This is a genomic window from Aquabacter sp. DMC10 (genome assembly GCF_056314145.1).
In genome coordinates, this window is the sequence record NZ_JBQUYX010000001.1 from 427,799 (window position 1) to 441,803 (window position 14,005).

Consider the following 14,005-nt stretch of genomic DNA (forward strand, 5'->3'; position numbering starts at 1 on the left):
ATAGGGGCGACAGCAGCGAGCCACCTGGCCATGCCAGCCCTCCAGTGAAAACGACGGAGAGGCGGGGACATGCGGCCGGGGTCTGGGAGAGGGGGGGTCGCCGGCATTGGCGGCAAGGTCATGGTCGCAACGCTGCTGGCGACCACCGCCATCCCGGTGCAGGGCGTGCTCATGGGCCGTCCCGCCCAAGCCCAATCCAGCGCGCAATTCCCATTCAACATCCCCGCCGGCCCGCTGAGCCGCGCCCTCGCGGCCTTCGGCAAGCAATCTGGCACGCAAGTGTCCTATGAGGCCGCCATCGCGACCGGCAAGACGTCGCCGGGATTTCAGGGCTCCGCCACGCGCGAGCAGACCCTGGCGCGGCTGCTGCAGGGGTCCGGGCTCACCTATGCCTTTTCCGATGCCACCAGCGTCCTCATCACCCAGCCCCGCCCCCAGGCGGCGGCGGGGGCAAACGACGGCTCCATCGCGCTTGATACGATCACCGTGGAAGGGCTGGGGATCAACGACTGGGATACGCCGCCTGTCTATGCGGGCGGCCAGGTGGCCACCGGCGCGCACCTGGGTGTGCTGGGCAATGTCAGCATCATGGATGCGCCCTTCAGCATCACCAGCTACACCTCGAAGGTGATCCAGGAGCAGCAGGCCGTGACCGTGGCCGATGTGATGGCCAATGATCCCTCCGTGCGGGTCTTCACCAATGGCATCAGCTCGTCGGCCGGCGCGGGCGAAGTCTTCTTCATCCGCGGCTTCAGCGTCACAAACCAGAGCATCCTGATCGACGGCTATGGCGGCATTTCGCCCGATCGCCTCATCCCGGTGGAAACCATGGAGCGCGTGGAGGTCCTGAAGGGGCCGAACGCGCTTCTGACCGGCTACACCCAGTATGGCTCGCTGGGCGGCTCCATCAATGTGGTGCCCAAGCGCGCCACGGACGAGCCCGTCACGCGCATTACCGGCAGCTATTTCTCCGACAGCCAATTGGGCACCCAGGTGGACGTGGGGCGGCGGTTCGGCGCCAACAAGGAATGGGGCGTGCGCGTCAACGGCATCTTCATGGACGGCGACACGTCCGTGGACGGCCAGTCCGCCAGGCTTGGGGCAGGCACCTTGGCGCTGGATTATCGGGGAGAGGACCTGCGGGCGAGCTTCGACGCCGGCTATATCGACCAGAAGACCTATGCCCCCACCGGCGCCGCCGGCTTTGGCTTTGCCTCCGACATCGCCATTCCCCACGCGCCGGATGCCAGCAAGCAGATCTACCAGAATTGGGAATATTCCGGCACCAGGACGGCCTATGGGCTGGCCAAGTTCGAGTATGACATCAATTCATCCTGGACACTCTATGGAGGCATCGGCGGCAGCACCTATCGGCAGTCCATGCTGTCCACCGACATCTTTGTTCTTGACGGCGCGGGCAACGCGACGGCCACGGCCTATTACAGCCCCATCAATGGCAATGCCATCTCGGCGCAAGCCGGCCTTCGGGGCGAGTTCACCACCGGCCCCATCGGCCACAAGGTCAATCTGAACACGTCCTACCTGTACCAGAACCTGTACCAGGAAAGTAATTATTACGGCTTCTTCTCTTTCGACACCAACATTTACAACGCGCCGACGGTGGCGGCCCCGTCCACTTTCGGCTTCAGCGACGACCCGCCCAAATATTGGGACATCAACGCACCCGCGGTGACGCTGACCGACACGCTCTCCGTCCTGGACGATCGCATCCTGTTCACCGCCGGGGTGCGGTACCAGCAAATCAAGGTGGATGTGTTCAACCCGGATGGCAGCATTTCGCAGGCCTATGACAAGCAGGCGGTGACACCCGCCTTCGGCCTGGTGGTGAAGCCCGTCGACCATTTGTCGCTCTATGCCAATTACATCCAAGGCCTGCAGCAGGGGCCCGTTGCCTACCAGGGCACGGTGAATGCCGGCGAAGTGTTCCCACCCATGATGACGGAACAGATGGAAGCCGGCATCAAGTATGATTTCGGCGCCTTCACCGCCACCGCCAGTCTTTTCCAGATCACAAAGCCCAGCAGCATCATTTCCACCAATGCGGCGGGCGAGTCTGTCTTCAGCGTGAACGGCGAGCAGCGCAACCGGGGCGTGGAGATCAATGTCTTCGGCCAGCTCTGGCAGGGGCTGCGCCTCCTTGGTGGCGTCGCTTATACCCAGGGCACGCTGACCCAGACAGCGGACGGCCTCTATGACGGCAATGCGGCGGTGGGTGTTCCCACCTGGCAAACCAATATCGGCATCGAATGGGACCCCGAGCCCATTGCCGGCCTCACCTTATGGGCGCGGATGATCACCACCAGTTCGCAATATGTGGACCAGGCAAACACCCAGCAGATCCCGAGCTGGATCCGCTTCGACCTCGGCACCCAATATAAGACGGAAGCCTTCGGCCACCCCCTCGCCGTGCGCTTCGCGGTGGAGAATGTCTTCGACAAGAATTACTGGGCGGCCGTGAACGACGGGTGGGTCTCCACGGGTCTTCCCAGAACCTTCAAATTCTCGGCCGTGATGGACTTCTGAGTGTTTGGAGCAAGGCGCCGACGAGGAAGGGGCAAGGCGAAAAAGCAGGAGCCTCCTCCCCTATACCGGCTGTTCCCCGTCACCAGGCGGCGGTAAGGCGAAGCGTGAACAGGTCGGCATGGTCCTGCTGCGCGGCCACCTGCGCGGCAACCGGGTTCCAGATGTGCTGGTAGCCTGGAATCATATGGACCGCCGGGGTGATGGCAAAGTCGTAGAACACTTCCAGACCCTTCTCATCCTGCACATCCGTGAGGCCGGCGGTCATCATCTTCACCGACTTCTTCAGGTCATCGCTGATGCCGTTATAGTAAAAGCCGACACCAAAACTGTCGTACGGGCGCTCGGCCAGCAACCCGTGCGCAAACAGGGCGATGCTCGCATTATAGGTAATCATGTTCGTCTGGGGCGGCGCGTAGCCCGCGCGGGCGATGAGGCCGACGCCATTGATGACACCGCCGCTCTTCAGCTTCTGCCGGACCGTCGCTGCATCGTCCCGCACATAGAGAAATTGCGACACGTTGGCGATGGCAAACCAGCTGTTGTCGATGTAATTGGCGGCAAGACCCTCGGTTCCGTTGGCACCCAGCAGGGCGCCGATGGCCTGAGGGATCTGGCTGACCGTCACCGCGCCATAGGGCGCGGCCAAGTCGAGCTGCGGCTGGTTGGACCAGTTGAAGGCCGGCGAGAATTGTCCGGGCAACCCGCCGATGTCGTAGGACACCAGTGCCATGGCGTAGAAATTCGCTCCCTTCTGGAACGCGTCCTGGGCGAAGTTATCCGCCTGGGAATAGGGGTCCAGCACGCCTCCCGCGAACGCCAGCCAGGGGGTTGGCGCGTAGACTCCGAGCGCGGCCCATGCGATCGGGTGATAGAAATTGATCGTCATGGGGTTTTTGTTGAAATTGAAATTGGCAAAGTAATATTTGTAGCTGTCGGCGAAGAGGGTCTGGTCGGGGATAAAGACGTCGCTGATCTTTCCCACCACAAGGGCCGTCTCCTTGCTCAGCGCCTGCACGAGGAAATACTCGGACGGCAATGTGGTGCTCGAAAAGGTCGGCCCCGGCTCCACCAGCCCGGTATATTGCGGGGCAATGCTGCCCGCGTTGAATGTATCCGCCGGGGAACCGCCATAGCGCGATTGGAGGCTGAAATGAATGAGCCCCCCGTCCCACAGCCCCGCGCGCCCGGTGTCGAGATTGACCACCAATTGGGAATTCTGGACGAATGAACTTCCCGTCTTGGTGCCGCCCGAGGTGACGTCCTGGACAGAACTCGTGGTATAAAGGTCGATGAACAGGCCCTTGCGGGCCCATTCGGTGCGCAAGCCCCCCCAATCGCCCAGGAGCTGCGTCCGCTCGGAGAGGCTGCCCGTGACGGTGCCGGGCACGCCGAAGACGGGCCCATTGTTGAAATAGGCGACCAGGCCCGGGGCGAGATTGACGAGCGATATTTTGTCCGTCGGGACCGGCCCCCACGGATCAGTGTGCGCCGGCTCCGCATTGGCCTTCCCGGCGCCTTTGGCCGGAGTCTCGGCGGGCGGACCGGCGTTCTGAGCGTCTGCAAGCCCGTGAAACTCGCCGATGGCCTGGTCGGCGCGTGCGGGAGCCCCGCCGATCATGGCGCCCGCAACCGTCGCTGCCCAACACAATACGCGCCCAAGGCCCGCTGACCGCTGCATCTGCATGTCCCCCTGCGCCATGAGGCTCCCCCTCGCGCACGCGGCTTCGGCTTTGTCACCGCGCGGCGAACGCCGTCCGTGTTCGAGGCCCATCGGTCTCACGCCTCCAGCCACTCGGGCTTGCAGGAGCCGCGGACGGTGACGACACCGTCGGGCCAGGCGCCAGGCGTTTGGGAAAATTGCACCGCGGGCGCCAGTCGAACGAGCTCCCCATAGGGGGTCTGGCGCGTGATCGTGTCAGGCGGGAGCAGCCGATGGGCCTCGTTGTCGGGCTCCAGCGCATGCGGATCCACGAGGCCAAGGGTCGGATACCACATGGCGTTTCGCGTCAGGGAAATCTTGACGTGATAGCTGCCGCCTTCCCGCGCGCGGCGGATGAGCGCCGCCGTCACGCCCGCCGCGCCCATGTAGCCGGCGATATAGTCATTCATGACGAGGGTGGGGGGAAACTTCGGGCTGTCGGGCGTGCCTTCGCGGAAGGTGAACCCGCTGACGCACAGCGCTTCCATGTCGAAGCCGCCGCGATTGGCCCACACGCCCTCATAGCCGTAGCAACGGATGGAGCAATAGATGAGCCCCGGCCGCGTCTCGGCCAATGCCTCCGGCGAGAAGCCGAGCCTGCTCAGGCTCCGCCCCCGATAGCTGTCGACGAAGACGTCGGCGCCGCGTGCCAGCGCATGGCCGCGCGCATTGCCCTCCACCGTCTTCAGGTCGAGCCATGCGGACCGGTGGCCGGCGCAGGTGTCGATGGCCAGGACCTCGTGCTCGAACTCCTGCGGATGAGCGATCTGCAGCACCTCTGCGCCCTGCTCGGCGAGGGTGCGGGAGACCACATTGCCGGCAATCACATGCGTCGCCGAGAGCACGCGGACACCGGACAAGGGGCGCTCCGCCGCGCCGAACGGTTCCGGCGCGCTATCGCTGATTTTTTCGATTTCGATCAGGGGCTTGGAGGCCAGAAGCTCGCCCTGGGGATGGCGCGCCCATTCCTCGCTGGACCGGCAGATGGCGAAGATCATGTTCTTCTCGGCCGCCGCCTGGTCAAGATCTTCCGCATCCCATTTCAGGATGGCATTGGCGATGCTGGCCTTTTCGTGCGAACAGCGCAGCAAGGCACTCCATTCGGCGGTCATATGGGGATAGGCGCCGGTCGGAAGCACCCAGCGGCCATCCCTGGTCAGATAAAGATCAAACATCATATTATTGCCCTGGCCGTAGGGCATTTGATAAGAATAACCGTTTATTGTTGGCTTGAATTGATAGAGCGGGTTGACGCCATGGATGGCGCGGCGCAGGTCGAGGCTCAGATCCTGCGTCCCCCCCGTGCGCATGTTCCAGATGGTCGCGGCGCCAGCGGCAGCGCCCATCATCGGAAGGGCAATGCAGGCGCCGATGCGGTGCCGGCTCCCATAGATGGGATCGGCGCCGAGAAAGCGAATGGTGCCGCCGGTGTCTTCCGGGGATAGACCGATGCCTTGCATCAGGAGAGCAAATTCCCGGTCCATATCCAGCGCGCTTGACGTGATGTCATGTATCGTCATGGTCAATTCCAAGAGTTTGCTTGCGGGCGGCGCGGTGGCTTGCGGCCACAGCCATGCACCCGGCATCAGGTCGAGAGGTCGGACGCAGGCGTGATCGAGCACGCGCGCAACAGCCCGGAGCCATCGCAGCGATACGCATGGCCTCAACGACGATCCGTTCGCGGCGCTCCAAGGCGAAGACGCAGCGGAAACGGCTTGTGTGAGACAGAGGCCGTCGGGCGAATGCCCGATCCCTTTCAGGTCACGGCGTCACGGCGTGCCTTTGAACGGAGACGACGGGCAGAGGGCGTTCGCTCCATCCGGCCCATTCATCCCCGCCGGGGCGAACGGTTCGTCCAGCGGCGGAAGGCGTGCCGGAAATTTGCGGCATCGGAAAACCCCAGCGCGAAAGCGACCTCCTCAACCGTCGTCCCCTTCTTCTGAAGGAGACGCAGCGCGAGGTCGCGGCGCAGATCGTCGTGAATCTCGCGGAAGGAACTTCCCTCCGCGGCGAGGCGCCGCCGCAATGTCCGCACCGACGTGCCAAGCTCATCGGCGACCGCGTCGATGGAATGCGGCAGGAGCCGGCCGCGAAGCAATGCGGTGCGCACCCGCCCGGAGGTTCCGCTGGCTTCGTCGATCTCCCGCAGGCGCGCCTCGCACAAAGCAATGACTTCGGCTGAGCTGATGGCATTGCCGAAGCGTGCCTCGCGATCCAGCCACGCGGCCGCGAAGGTGAACCGATTGCGGGAGGCTCCGAACGCCACCTGGCATCCCAGGACCGCCGCGCTCCTGTCGGCGGCGTGCGGGGCCGGCCATGTGACCTCCACGGCGTCGAATCCGAAGTCCGATCCCATGACGTCCCGGTGGAGCGACAAGTTCTGGCCGCACTGCATTTCGACGAGAAAACGATAGACGCCCTCATCGACCAGCGGATGGGCGATCGGCTCGACGATCCAGGACGCCGTCCCGTCCGCCTCTTCAAAGCCCAGCGAGACCAAAGGTGCGGACACCAGATGATACTTGGTGGCGAAGGCGATGGCGGCCCGAAAACTCGTCGCGCTAAGCACACCGAAGCCATATTGCCCATAGCTCGCCACATGGAGACTTGCGCCCACGTGGAAGGCGAAGTGACCGCTGGCGGTCAGCCGCGCAGCATTGGCGTAGACGCGCAGGATGTCGGCCATCGAGACCCGCGTCTCCGCCGTGATGGGGGCGGCGGCATTCATCCATGTGCCGGCCAATGCCGCCTCTGCCGGAATGCCCTCGCGCAACAGTGCATCCCGCACCGCCACGATCTTGGCGGCCGAGTGGACCTTGTCGTTCACCCCGGATCGAACGGGGGGATCGTGCTCAGCCATCGACACCAAATGGCTCCGTGCGCAAGCCCGAACGCCCTCGGGGCGAAACGCAATTTCCAGCATCGGCACAAAATGGCGTGCCCCGCCAGAACCGATGCCATCCAGTATATTTGCATCGAACGCCATAGACGAGCCCCCCTCTCTTTCGATCGGCCGCTGCGCCTAACCCGCGCTGTCGGCGTCAGATCGGGCGTGCCACGCTTCGAGCGCCGCCGCCTCGGCTTCGTCTATGGCCGCCGCGGCCAGCTGCGAGGCCGCGCGGGCATAGTCTTCGGCCCGTTCGGCGCGCCGCTCCAGCTTCTGCCGCTCATGGTTCTGCTTCCACGTAGCAATCTCGGCCTCGGTGGCGTCCTTCTTCTCCTCGATCCAGGTCTTGGCGTGCCGATTGGCCTCGACGACCTTCTCGTGCTGCTGCTCAATCCGCGACTTCACTGCGCCAAGATGTTCCCGAACCATCTCATCGGCCTGGGCGCCCCGATCCGTGACGCTGCTTTTCAGCGCGCCGAGAGCGTCGTCGATACCGGTCAACTTCTCACGCAAGTCCTCGCAAAACGCGTCGATATGCTGTCCCATGATCTTCCCACACCGCTTTGCTTGAGCTGGGTGGATAAAGACATGGGCCTCCCATGCTCGAAAGGTGAACTTCGGCCAGAAAGTGGGGAATGCCGGCCAATCTCGCGGCCGGGGAACACCGCCAATGGGCGTGCACGAGGGCGGCGTGCACGCGGCCGCCGCGGTCGCGCGGTCGCCATTCCCAGAAAGATTGCTCCAGGGCGCCGAAGATGGCGGGCCTCAGGCAAACCCGAGCGGTAAACAGCGGGGCATGTCAGCCCTCCGGCGGCGCCCCCTCCCAGGCTTTGATATGGTCGTCGAGCGTGGTCCACGCCAGCTTGTCATGGATGAACCAGTTCTCGGATGGCGGGCATAGGTTCGGATGATCCAGTGAGCCTGCGGTCACCCAGATGGTTTCGGGGTCCGTGTCGAATACAAAGGTCATTGGACTGCCACACGTGCCGCAATGGGTGCGTACGGCATGCTCGGACGACCGGTATGGAACCAAGGTCCCGGTCTCCACATGGAACGAGGTTTGCGCGACGGCGACGTAGGTGAGGAAGGACGCGCCGCTATGGCGACGGCACATGCCGCAGTGGCAATTCACCGAGCTCTTGGGTTCGCCTTTCAGGAGGTACCGAAAGGAGCCGCACAAACAACCGCCTCGCATCGCTTCTTTCTCTCAGGAACTGCGCCGGCGCCCAGGACGGGAGCTGCTCGAGTAAAACCTGGTACTGCGTGCCACTTTAGCCTCATGTCATAGATCGCTCTGAAGGGCTGACGGCGCAAGCGCTCCACCCGGCGTGATGCCCAGCTTCCCGGTCTCCTCTGGTCGACCGTCAACATGTGCCATCCCGCCGTGGCCCGGAGACGAGCCGAAGACCGACGACACCGATCCGCCCCAGACGCAGCCTCAGCGCGAAGAGGACGGCTCCGAGGTGAAGGCATTCGACCTCGAATGTCCGATCGACATCGGCATGAACGGCCGGCCCGGCGGCACGGCGGTCATCGCATTCGTGCGCTGGCGGCCCACCAGATGGGAAGGGTCACCGCCCCTCCACGGCTATGAACAACGCGAGCGCAAACCGTCATGAACACGCGCCCGTGAAAGGATTTGACGCGCTGACCCGCTATTCTCGCGCAGCCTACCAACCAGCCCTCAGGCCGCCCATGCCCGCGACCCGCCTCATCCGGACATTTACCCGCCGCGCGCCCGTGTTGCGCCTCGCCACCCTCGCGCTCGGCCTTGGCCTGTTCTGCGGGCACGCCACCGCTGGCGATCTGAAGGTTCTGACCACCGGTGCGTTCAAGCCAGTGGTCGTCGAGGCCGCCAAGCGGTTCTCCGAAGCGACCGGCACGCAGGTGAGTGTGGATAACGACACCGCCGGCGCGCTCGCCCGCCGCGTGGAGGGTGGGGAGGCCTTCGACGTGCTCATTCTCACGCCCGCCGCCCTTGGCACCCTGCAGAAGAGCGGGCGGGTGGCACAGGGCACGCCGGTGCTGCTTGCCAAGGTCGGCATCGGCGTCGCGGTGAAGGTCGGCGCGCCGAAGCCGGACGTTTCCACCCCCGACGCCTTCGCAGCCGCTCTGCGCGCCGCCCGCAAGGTGGCGATGATCGACCCCGCCTCCGGGGGATCGAGCGGCATTTATCTCGTCGGCCTGTTCGAGCGCATGGGCATTGCCGATGAAATCAAGGCCAAGGCCGTGCTGGTGCCGGGCGGATTGGTGGCGACGCGGGTGGTCTCGGGCGAGGCGGACATGGCCATCCATCAGGTGAGCGAAATCCTCGCGGTGCCCGGGGCCGAGCTGGTGGCGCCGCTGCCCGCCGCGATCCAGAACTATACGATCTATGCCGGGGCGCTCGCGCCCAGTCCATCCAATCCCGACACCGCCGCGGCCTTCCTCGCCACCCTCGCCGCGCCAGACATGGCACCGCTGCTCGCCGCCAAGGGGATGGAAAAACCGTAAGCGGCGCGCCGGTGCGGCCCCCCTTGGGCCGGGCCGGATCTCGCCGAAGGCCGGCTGCGCCTCAAGCGCACGTGCCACAAGGACGGGCCCCGGACTTTCCCCTGCCCCCCCTGCCCCGTGCGTGGCGCGGGGCCGCGGATCGCCGTCCTTCCCTGGGCCGGAACAAAGGCGCGCCTGCGCCATCCTCCCCCCTGCACTGCAATTGCAATGCGGCCCCCTCGCAAGAGCGGGACGGGGAGACCCAGGCGATGGGGCGTCTCGCGCCTTCCGCCCCGATCGCCCTAAAGGCCACAATGGCGCGGGCTCGAAAGACAGGAAGGAACTGGAAGATGGCCCCCGTCGGCAGCGGTGCCAACGGCCTCACCGCCATCTGCTCACTTGCCAGCCCAGGCTACCGCGACGCGCTTCCCCTTCGCGTCGACTGAACCGGCCCCGGTCCAGGCCGTGCGCGCGCCGCATCACCGGGCGCGCATGCGGACCCCTCGTTTGCATGACCGGCGGCGGAAACGGCGGGGATTTCAAACCTCTGGAACCTGCCTTCAAGCCAGGTTATCCGCCAGCCTTCGACGCGGGCGGCACGCGAAGTGGGCTTTCCCACGATGCGCCCCATGCGCTTCCGGACCCTTGGAAGGATCACCGGGCCGACCAGCTTAGGCATTGAAAAGACTGGCGCACCCGGCACGATTCGAACGTGCGACCTTTGCCTTCGGAGGGTTAATCAGGAGGCATTTCCTGTTTTTGCGGCTCGCTTCCGAACATTTATAAGCATTTGATCTGGAACGGATTTTTCATTTAGTCCGATTTCAAGTCGCTTCCGGGAATTTGCCTGATTATCGCCCGCGTGCTTCCTATATGCTTCCTGTAACGACATTTGCCCTTCGCGGCGACCTCACAGGAAGCAGGGGCGGAACGGGCCATGAAGCTCTCCAAGCGGGCAGTCGAAGAGCTCGAGGTGAAGGCCTCGGACTACTTCGTGTGGGATGACGACTTGCACGGCTTCGGCGTCCGCATCTGGCCGAGCGGACAGCGGACCTATGTCGTCCAGTATCGCGCCGGAAAGCGCACGCGGCGGGTGAAGATCGGCCATCACGGCGCACTCACGCCGGCCGAGGCGCGGGCGGAAGCAAAGGGCATCCTGGGGGACGTGGCGCGCGGCCAAGATCCGGCCGAAGACCGCATGACCCGACGCAAGAGCCTCACCGTCAAGGATCTATGCCAGCGCTATCTGGAGGCGGCCGAAAGCGGCCTGATCATGGGCAAGGGCGGGCGCGCGAAGAAGGACAGCACGCTCTATGTGGACCGTGGCCGCGTCGAGCACCACATCCTCCCCTTGCTCGGCAACAAGCTGGTGCGCGACCTGGCGCCGGCGGACATCAATCGCTTCTTGCGAGACATGATCGCAGGCAAGACGGCCGCTGTGGTGAAGACGAAGAAGCTGCGGGGCAAAGCCATTGTTGAAGGCGGCGCCGGCACCGCGGCGCGCACGGTGGGCTTGCTCGGAGGCATCCTCACCTTCGCTGTGTCCGAAGGCATCATCCCCATGAACCCGGCGCGCGGCGTGAAGCGGCCTGCGGACAATCGGCGCACGCGTCGGCTCACGGCTGATGAATATGCCAGCCTCGGACAGGCGCTCGCAGAGGCGGCAGACAATCCGGTGGAGCCCTGGCAGGGCGTGGCCGCCGTGCGCCTCCTGGCGCTCACGGGATGCCGCCTGGGCGAGGTGCAGAAGCTCCGATGGGCGGAGGTGGACCTTCCCGGCCAATGCCTGCGCCTGGAGGACAGCAAGGAAGGCGCCAGCGTGCGCCCTATCGGCAATCCGGTGGTGGCGATCCTGGAGACCCTGCCCCGCTTCAAGGGCCATCCGTTTGTCCTGCCGGCCGTGCGCGGCACCGGCCACTATGCGGGCGTGCCCGGCTTCTGGAAGCGCCTCATGGGGGCCGCCGAACTGGAAGGCATCACGCCTCACACCCTGCGCCATTCCTTCGGATCGGAAGCGAACGACCTGGGCTTCACCGAACCCACCGTGGCCGCGATGCTAGGCCACTCCACCGGCTCGGTGACAGGCCGCTATATCCACCATCTGGACGCGGTGCTGGTGGCGGCGGCGGATCGGGTGGCGGCGCGGATTGCGGATGCGTTGAAGCGCCCGGCTCGGTGACGGAATCAACGCGCCTGATTTCCCGCCTGGGCCGTGGCAGGGATATAGGCCACCACCAGCAAGGAGGCGCCGGCCGAGAGCTCGGCGGCAACGTCATCCCGCTCGCGGATTTCCTCAAGCGGCGCGGGCGCCACCTCGGGCATTTCCTCAAACCACAGATCGAGCGCCTCGGTCGCGGCGGCGGGAATGCCAGCCCAGGTGTCGGCGGCTGCGGTGCAGCCGGGCAGATCGGGAAAGGTCAGGCCATAGGCGCTGTCCTTGTCCTTGTGAACCATGACAACGAAGTTGCGCATCATGTCCTCTTGAGCGCTGGAGAGACGGGGCAAGGCCTCTTTGTTATCCCTTCTTCCTCAATCGCACGCCCGGCCCCTCGCCATTCTCCGCAACGAAGATCACGCCGGCCGCCTCCAGCGCCGCGCGGATCGCGGCCAAGTTCGCTTCAGTGATCGATGGAACTCTATCAGCCGCCTCGGCACGCCGGATAGTCGCCACTCCAAGCCGGGATTGTTCCGCAAGCGTTTCGGCACTCCACCTGAGCAGCGCGCGCCCGGCGCGGATTTGAGCGCTAGTGATCAAATTCATATCTCCTGATTGACATTCGCTCAATGCGCTCTAATGATCGCTTTCATATCAGTTAGCGCGTTTCTTATCAACAGGAGCAAACCAATGTCCGAGCACACGCTTGGGGCAAACGCCCCTTCTATGCCTTCTCGACGGTCCTTCCTGGGCACCGCCGCTGCCGCCGGCGCGGCGCTCGCCGCTGTGCCTGCCGTGGCAAGCCCGCCGGCGGACGGTGACGACCTGGCCGCGCTCCGCAGGGCGTGGCTCAACTTCTGCCACGCGGCTGACCGGGTGACCGGCGGCGAGTGGACCGTCATGGCGGCGGAGGGCACCGAAGGGGAATATTTCCTCAACTTCTGCAAGTACGAGCCATTTCCGGTCGAGATCGAGCCGCGCTTGTTCAGCCGTTACCGGCGGATCCCGGTGTGAGGCACCATCGCAAAATCCGACAGTGCTCGGCATCCTCGGATTTTCTGAGGATGGGCGGGCGGCAACATCCGACGAATGGCGTCGGATCATCCCGACCGGAGTGGGATTTGCCCACCTCGCTCCGCGCGCGGATCGCAATCCAGGAAATTCTGGGACTGGTGTCGGTAGGCCAGACCTTCCGAGATGTGCGGATGGAACGGGCGGGGTGGGTTGACCGAGAGTTACACATTGTGTAATTGATACGCGTCACGTAGGAATTACGAAAATGCACACCATCTCGGCTCTAGCCCGGAACGCGGCTCTTCCGCGCCGATCCGTCCAGTATTGGCACGATCAGAGCATCATCATTCCCATCTCGCGCAGCCCTGTCGTCTACTCTGACGAGGAACTGCTTCTGGTGCGGCTGCTGGCCCCCTTCGACCACCTTTCATGCGCCGTGGGCGCAATTCGCGAGTTGGCTCGCATTTTCCGCCTCTGCTTGTCCCGGGACGGAAGTGTGCCGCCTGATGTTGCGCAGGCCTTTAGCAACGCACGAGACGGTGACGAGGGTTATTTCATGATGGCGCCCGAGATGATCGGAACAAATCGTGCTGATCCAAAATCGTTTTGGATCTGGACAGCAGGAGCCGTGTCCAAGTCTCAAGCAGCCAAAAGCATATTTTCACTCAACTACAATGCTCGCGCCAATCTGGCGGTTGTCATGATCGACCTGAAATACGCGCTTAATTCTTCCGTTACTGTTGGCGCGATCCAGGAGGACGAAGAGTGATGGAACTCCCGCCCCATCTTCGGAAAACCCGCCTCACAACTAAAGAAGCATCACAGTATCTCGAAGCCGTCCACGGCGTGCGCCTCGCCAAGATCACGCTGACGATCAAGCGTTGCAAGGGCGGCGGCCCGGCCTTTCACAAGTTCGGGCATCGGGTGCTTTACACACCGGCCGCGCTTGACGAATGGGCGCTCGCGACGCTTGGCGCGCCCATCAAATCCACTTCCGAAATACAGGCTAGCACGGCATGAACGCACACACGCGCCCTGAGATGAGAAGCGCCGAAGCGGCTGGTACCCGCTCCGACGCTGATGGGTCGGATTGGACTGCCCTTCCCGCGCCGGACTTTAGCCTCGCCCCCCTGCCGAGTCACCTTGAATGTGAGGCCGCAGCGCAAGCCTTCCCGTCCCGCGAAGCTCTGGCATCCCTTCGCACGGCTGGTGTTCCTGATCGCGTCATTGGCGA

14 protein-coding genes are annotated in these 14,005 nt (G+C 64.3%); 7 read left to right on the forward strand and 7 right to left on the reverse strand.

Translation table 11 applies throughout. The features are described 5' to 3' along the window. Positions 1-120 precede the first annotated feature (120 nt). Positions 121-2,544, forward strand: coding sequence for a TonB-dependent siderophore receptor (locus ACT54L_RS01970; protein WP_476083856.1), 2,424 nt, complete (start codon positions 121-123; stop codon positions 2,542-2,544). A 79-nt stretch (positions 2,545-2,623) separates the two neighbouring features. On the opposite strand, the gene ACT54L_RS01975 is transcribed toward ACT54L_RS01970, so the two are convergent. From ACT54L_RS01975 to ACT54L_RS01995, 5 genes are all read right to left on the reverse strand, one after another. Further along, complete coding sequence (locus ACT54L_RS01975) at positions 2,624-4,315, reverse strand: carbohydrate porin (RefSeq protein ID WP_476083857.1); 1,692 nt, start codon at positions 4,313-4,315, stop codon at positions 2,624-2,626. Positions 4,316-4,320: 5 nt separating this feature from the next. Next, positions 4,321-5,763, reverse strand: coding sequence for a CoA transferase (locus ACT54L_RS01980; protein WP_476083858.1), 1,443 nt, complete (start codon positions 5,761-5,763; stop codon positions 4,321-4,323). 308 nt (positions 5,764-6,071) lie between these two features. Continuing rightward, entirely contained in the window at positions 6,072-7,229 is a 1,158-nt protein-coding gene (locus ACT54L_RS01985) for an AraC family transcriptional regulator (protein WP_476083859.1), read from the reverse strand. Between the two features lie 36 nt (positions 7,230-7,265). Next, a complete protein-coding gene (locus ACT54L_RS01990) occupies positions 7,266-7,676 on the reverse strand; it encodes a hypothetical protein (RefSeq protein WP_476083860.1) in 411 nt (136 codons plus the stop codon). Positions 7,677-7,929: 253 nt separating this feature from the next. Further along, positions 7,930-8,325: a GFA family protein gene (locus tag ACT54L_RS01995; RefSeq protein ID WP_476083861.1), complete on the reverse strand. Its 396-nt coding sequence runs from the start codon at positions 8,323-8,325 to the stop codon at positions 7,930-7,932. 268 nt (positions 8,326-8,593) lie between these two features. Here ACT54L_RS01995 and ACT54L_RS02000 point away from each other — a divergent pair, with 268 nt between their 5' ends. The 3 genes from ACT54L_RS02000 to ACT54L_RS02010 all read left to right on the forward strand — a co-directional run bounded on the left by ACT54L_RS02000 (position 8,594) and on the right by ACT54L_RS02010 (position 11,781). Then, positions 8,594-8,749, forward strand: coding sequence for a hypothetical protein (locus tag ACT54L_RS02000; RefSeq protein WP_476083862.1), 156 nt, complete (start codon positions 8,594-8,596; stop codon positions 8,747-8,749). Between the two features lie 76 nt (positions 8,750-8,825). Next, positions 8,826-9,623 (forward strand): substrate-binding domain-containing protein, encoded by a 798-nt coding sequence (locus tag ACT54L_RS02005; RefSeq protein WP_476083863.1) that lies wholly within the window; start codon positions 8,826-8,828, stop codon positions 9,621-9,623. A gap of 916 nt (positions 9,624-10,539) precedes the next feature. Beyond that, positions 10,540-11,781, forward strand: a complete 1,242-nt coding sequence (locus ACT54L_RS02010; protein ID WP_476083864.1) for a tyrosine-type recombinase/integrase — start codon at positions 10,540-10,542, stop codon at positions 11,779-11,781. Between the two features lie 5 nt (positions 11,782-11,786). Here ACT54L_RS02010 and ACT54L_RS02015 read toward each other — a convergent pair whose 3' ends face one another. Further along, on the reverse strand, positions 11,787-12,074 hold the full coding sequence (locus ACT54L_RS02015) for a type II toxin-antitoxin system HicB family antitoxin (protein ID WP_476083865.1): 288 nt from the start codon (positions 12,072-12,074) through the stop codon (positions 11,787-11,789). Positions 12,075-12,117: 43 nt separating this feature from the next. After that, positions 12,118-12,363 carry a helix-turn-helix domain-containing protein gene (locus tag ACT54L_RS02020; RefSeq protein ID WP_476083866.1) on the reverse strand — a complete coding sequence of 82 codons (246 nt, stop codon included), beginning with the start codon at positions 12,361-12,363 and terminating at the stop codon, positions 12,118-12,120. 84 nt (positions 12,364-12,447) lie between these two features. Between ACT54L_RS02020 and ACT54L_RS02025 the strand changes: the two genes are divergently transcribed. The 3 genes from ACT54L_RS02025 to ACT54L_RS02035 all read left to right on the forward strand — a co-directional run bounded on the left by ACT54L_RS02025 (position 12,448) and on the right by ACT54L_RS02035 (position 13,791). Then, positions 12,448-12,771, forward strand: coding sequence for a twin-arginine translocation signal domain-containing protein (locus ACT54L_RS02025; RefSeq protein ID WP_476083867.1), 324 nt, complete (start codon positions 12,448-12,450; stop codon positions 12,769-12,771). A 265-nt stretch (positions 12,772-13,036) separates the two neighbouring features. Continuing rightward, positions 13,037-13,540 carry a hypothetical protein gene (locus tag ACT54L_RS02030; RefSeq protein WP_476083868.1) on the forward strand — a complete coding sequence of 168 codons (504 nt, stop codon included), beginning with the start codon at positions 13,037-13,039 and terminating at the stop codon, positions 13,538-13,540. Next, positions 13,540-13,791 carry a hypothetical protein gene (locus ACT54L_RS02035; RefSeq protein ID WP_476083869.1) on the forward strand — a complete coding sequence of 84 codons (252 nt, stop codon included), beginning with the start codon at positions 13,540-13,542 and terminating at the stop codon, positions 13,789-13,791. Before ACT54L_RS02030 ends, ACT54L_RS02035 begins: the two co-directional genes overlap by 1 nt. Positions 13,792-14,005 lie beyond the last annotated feature (214 nt).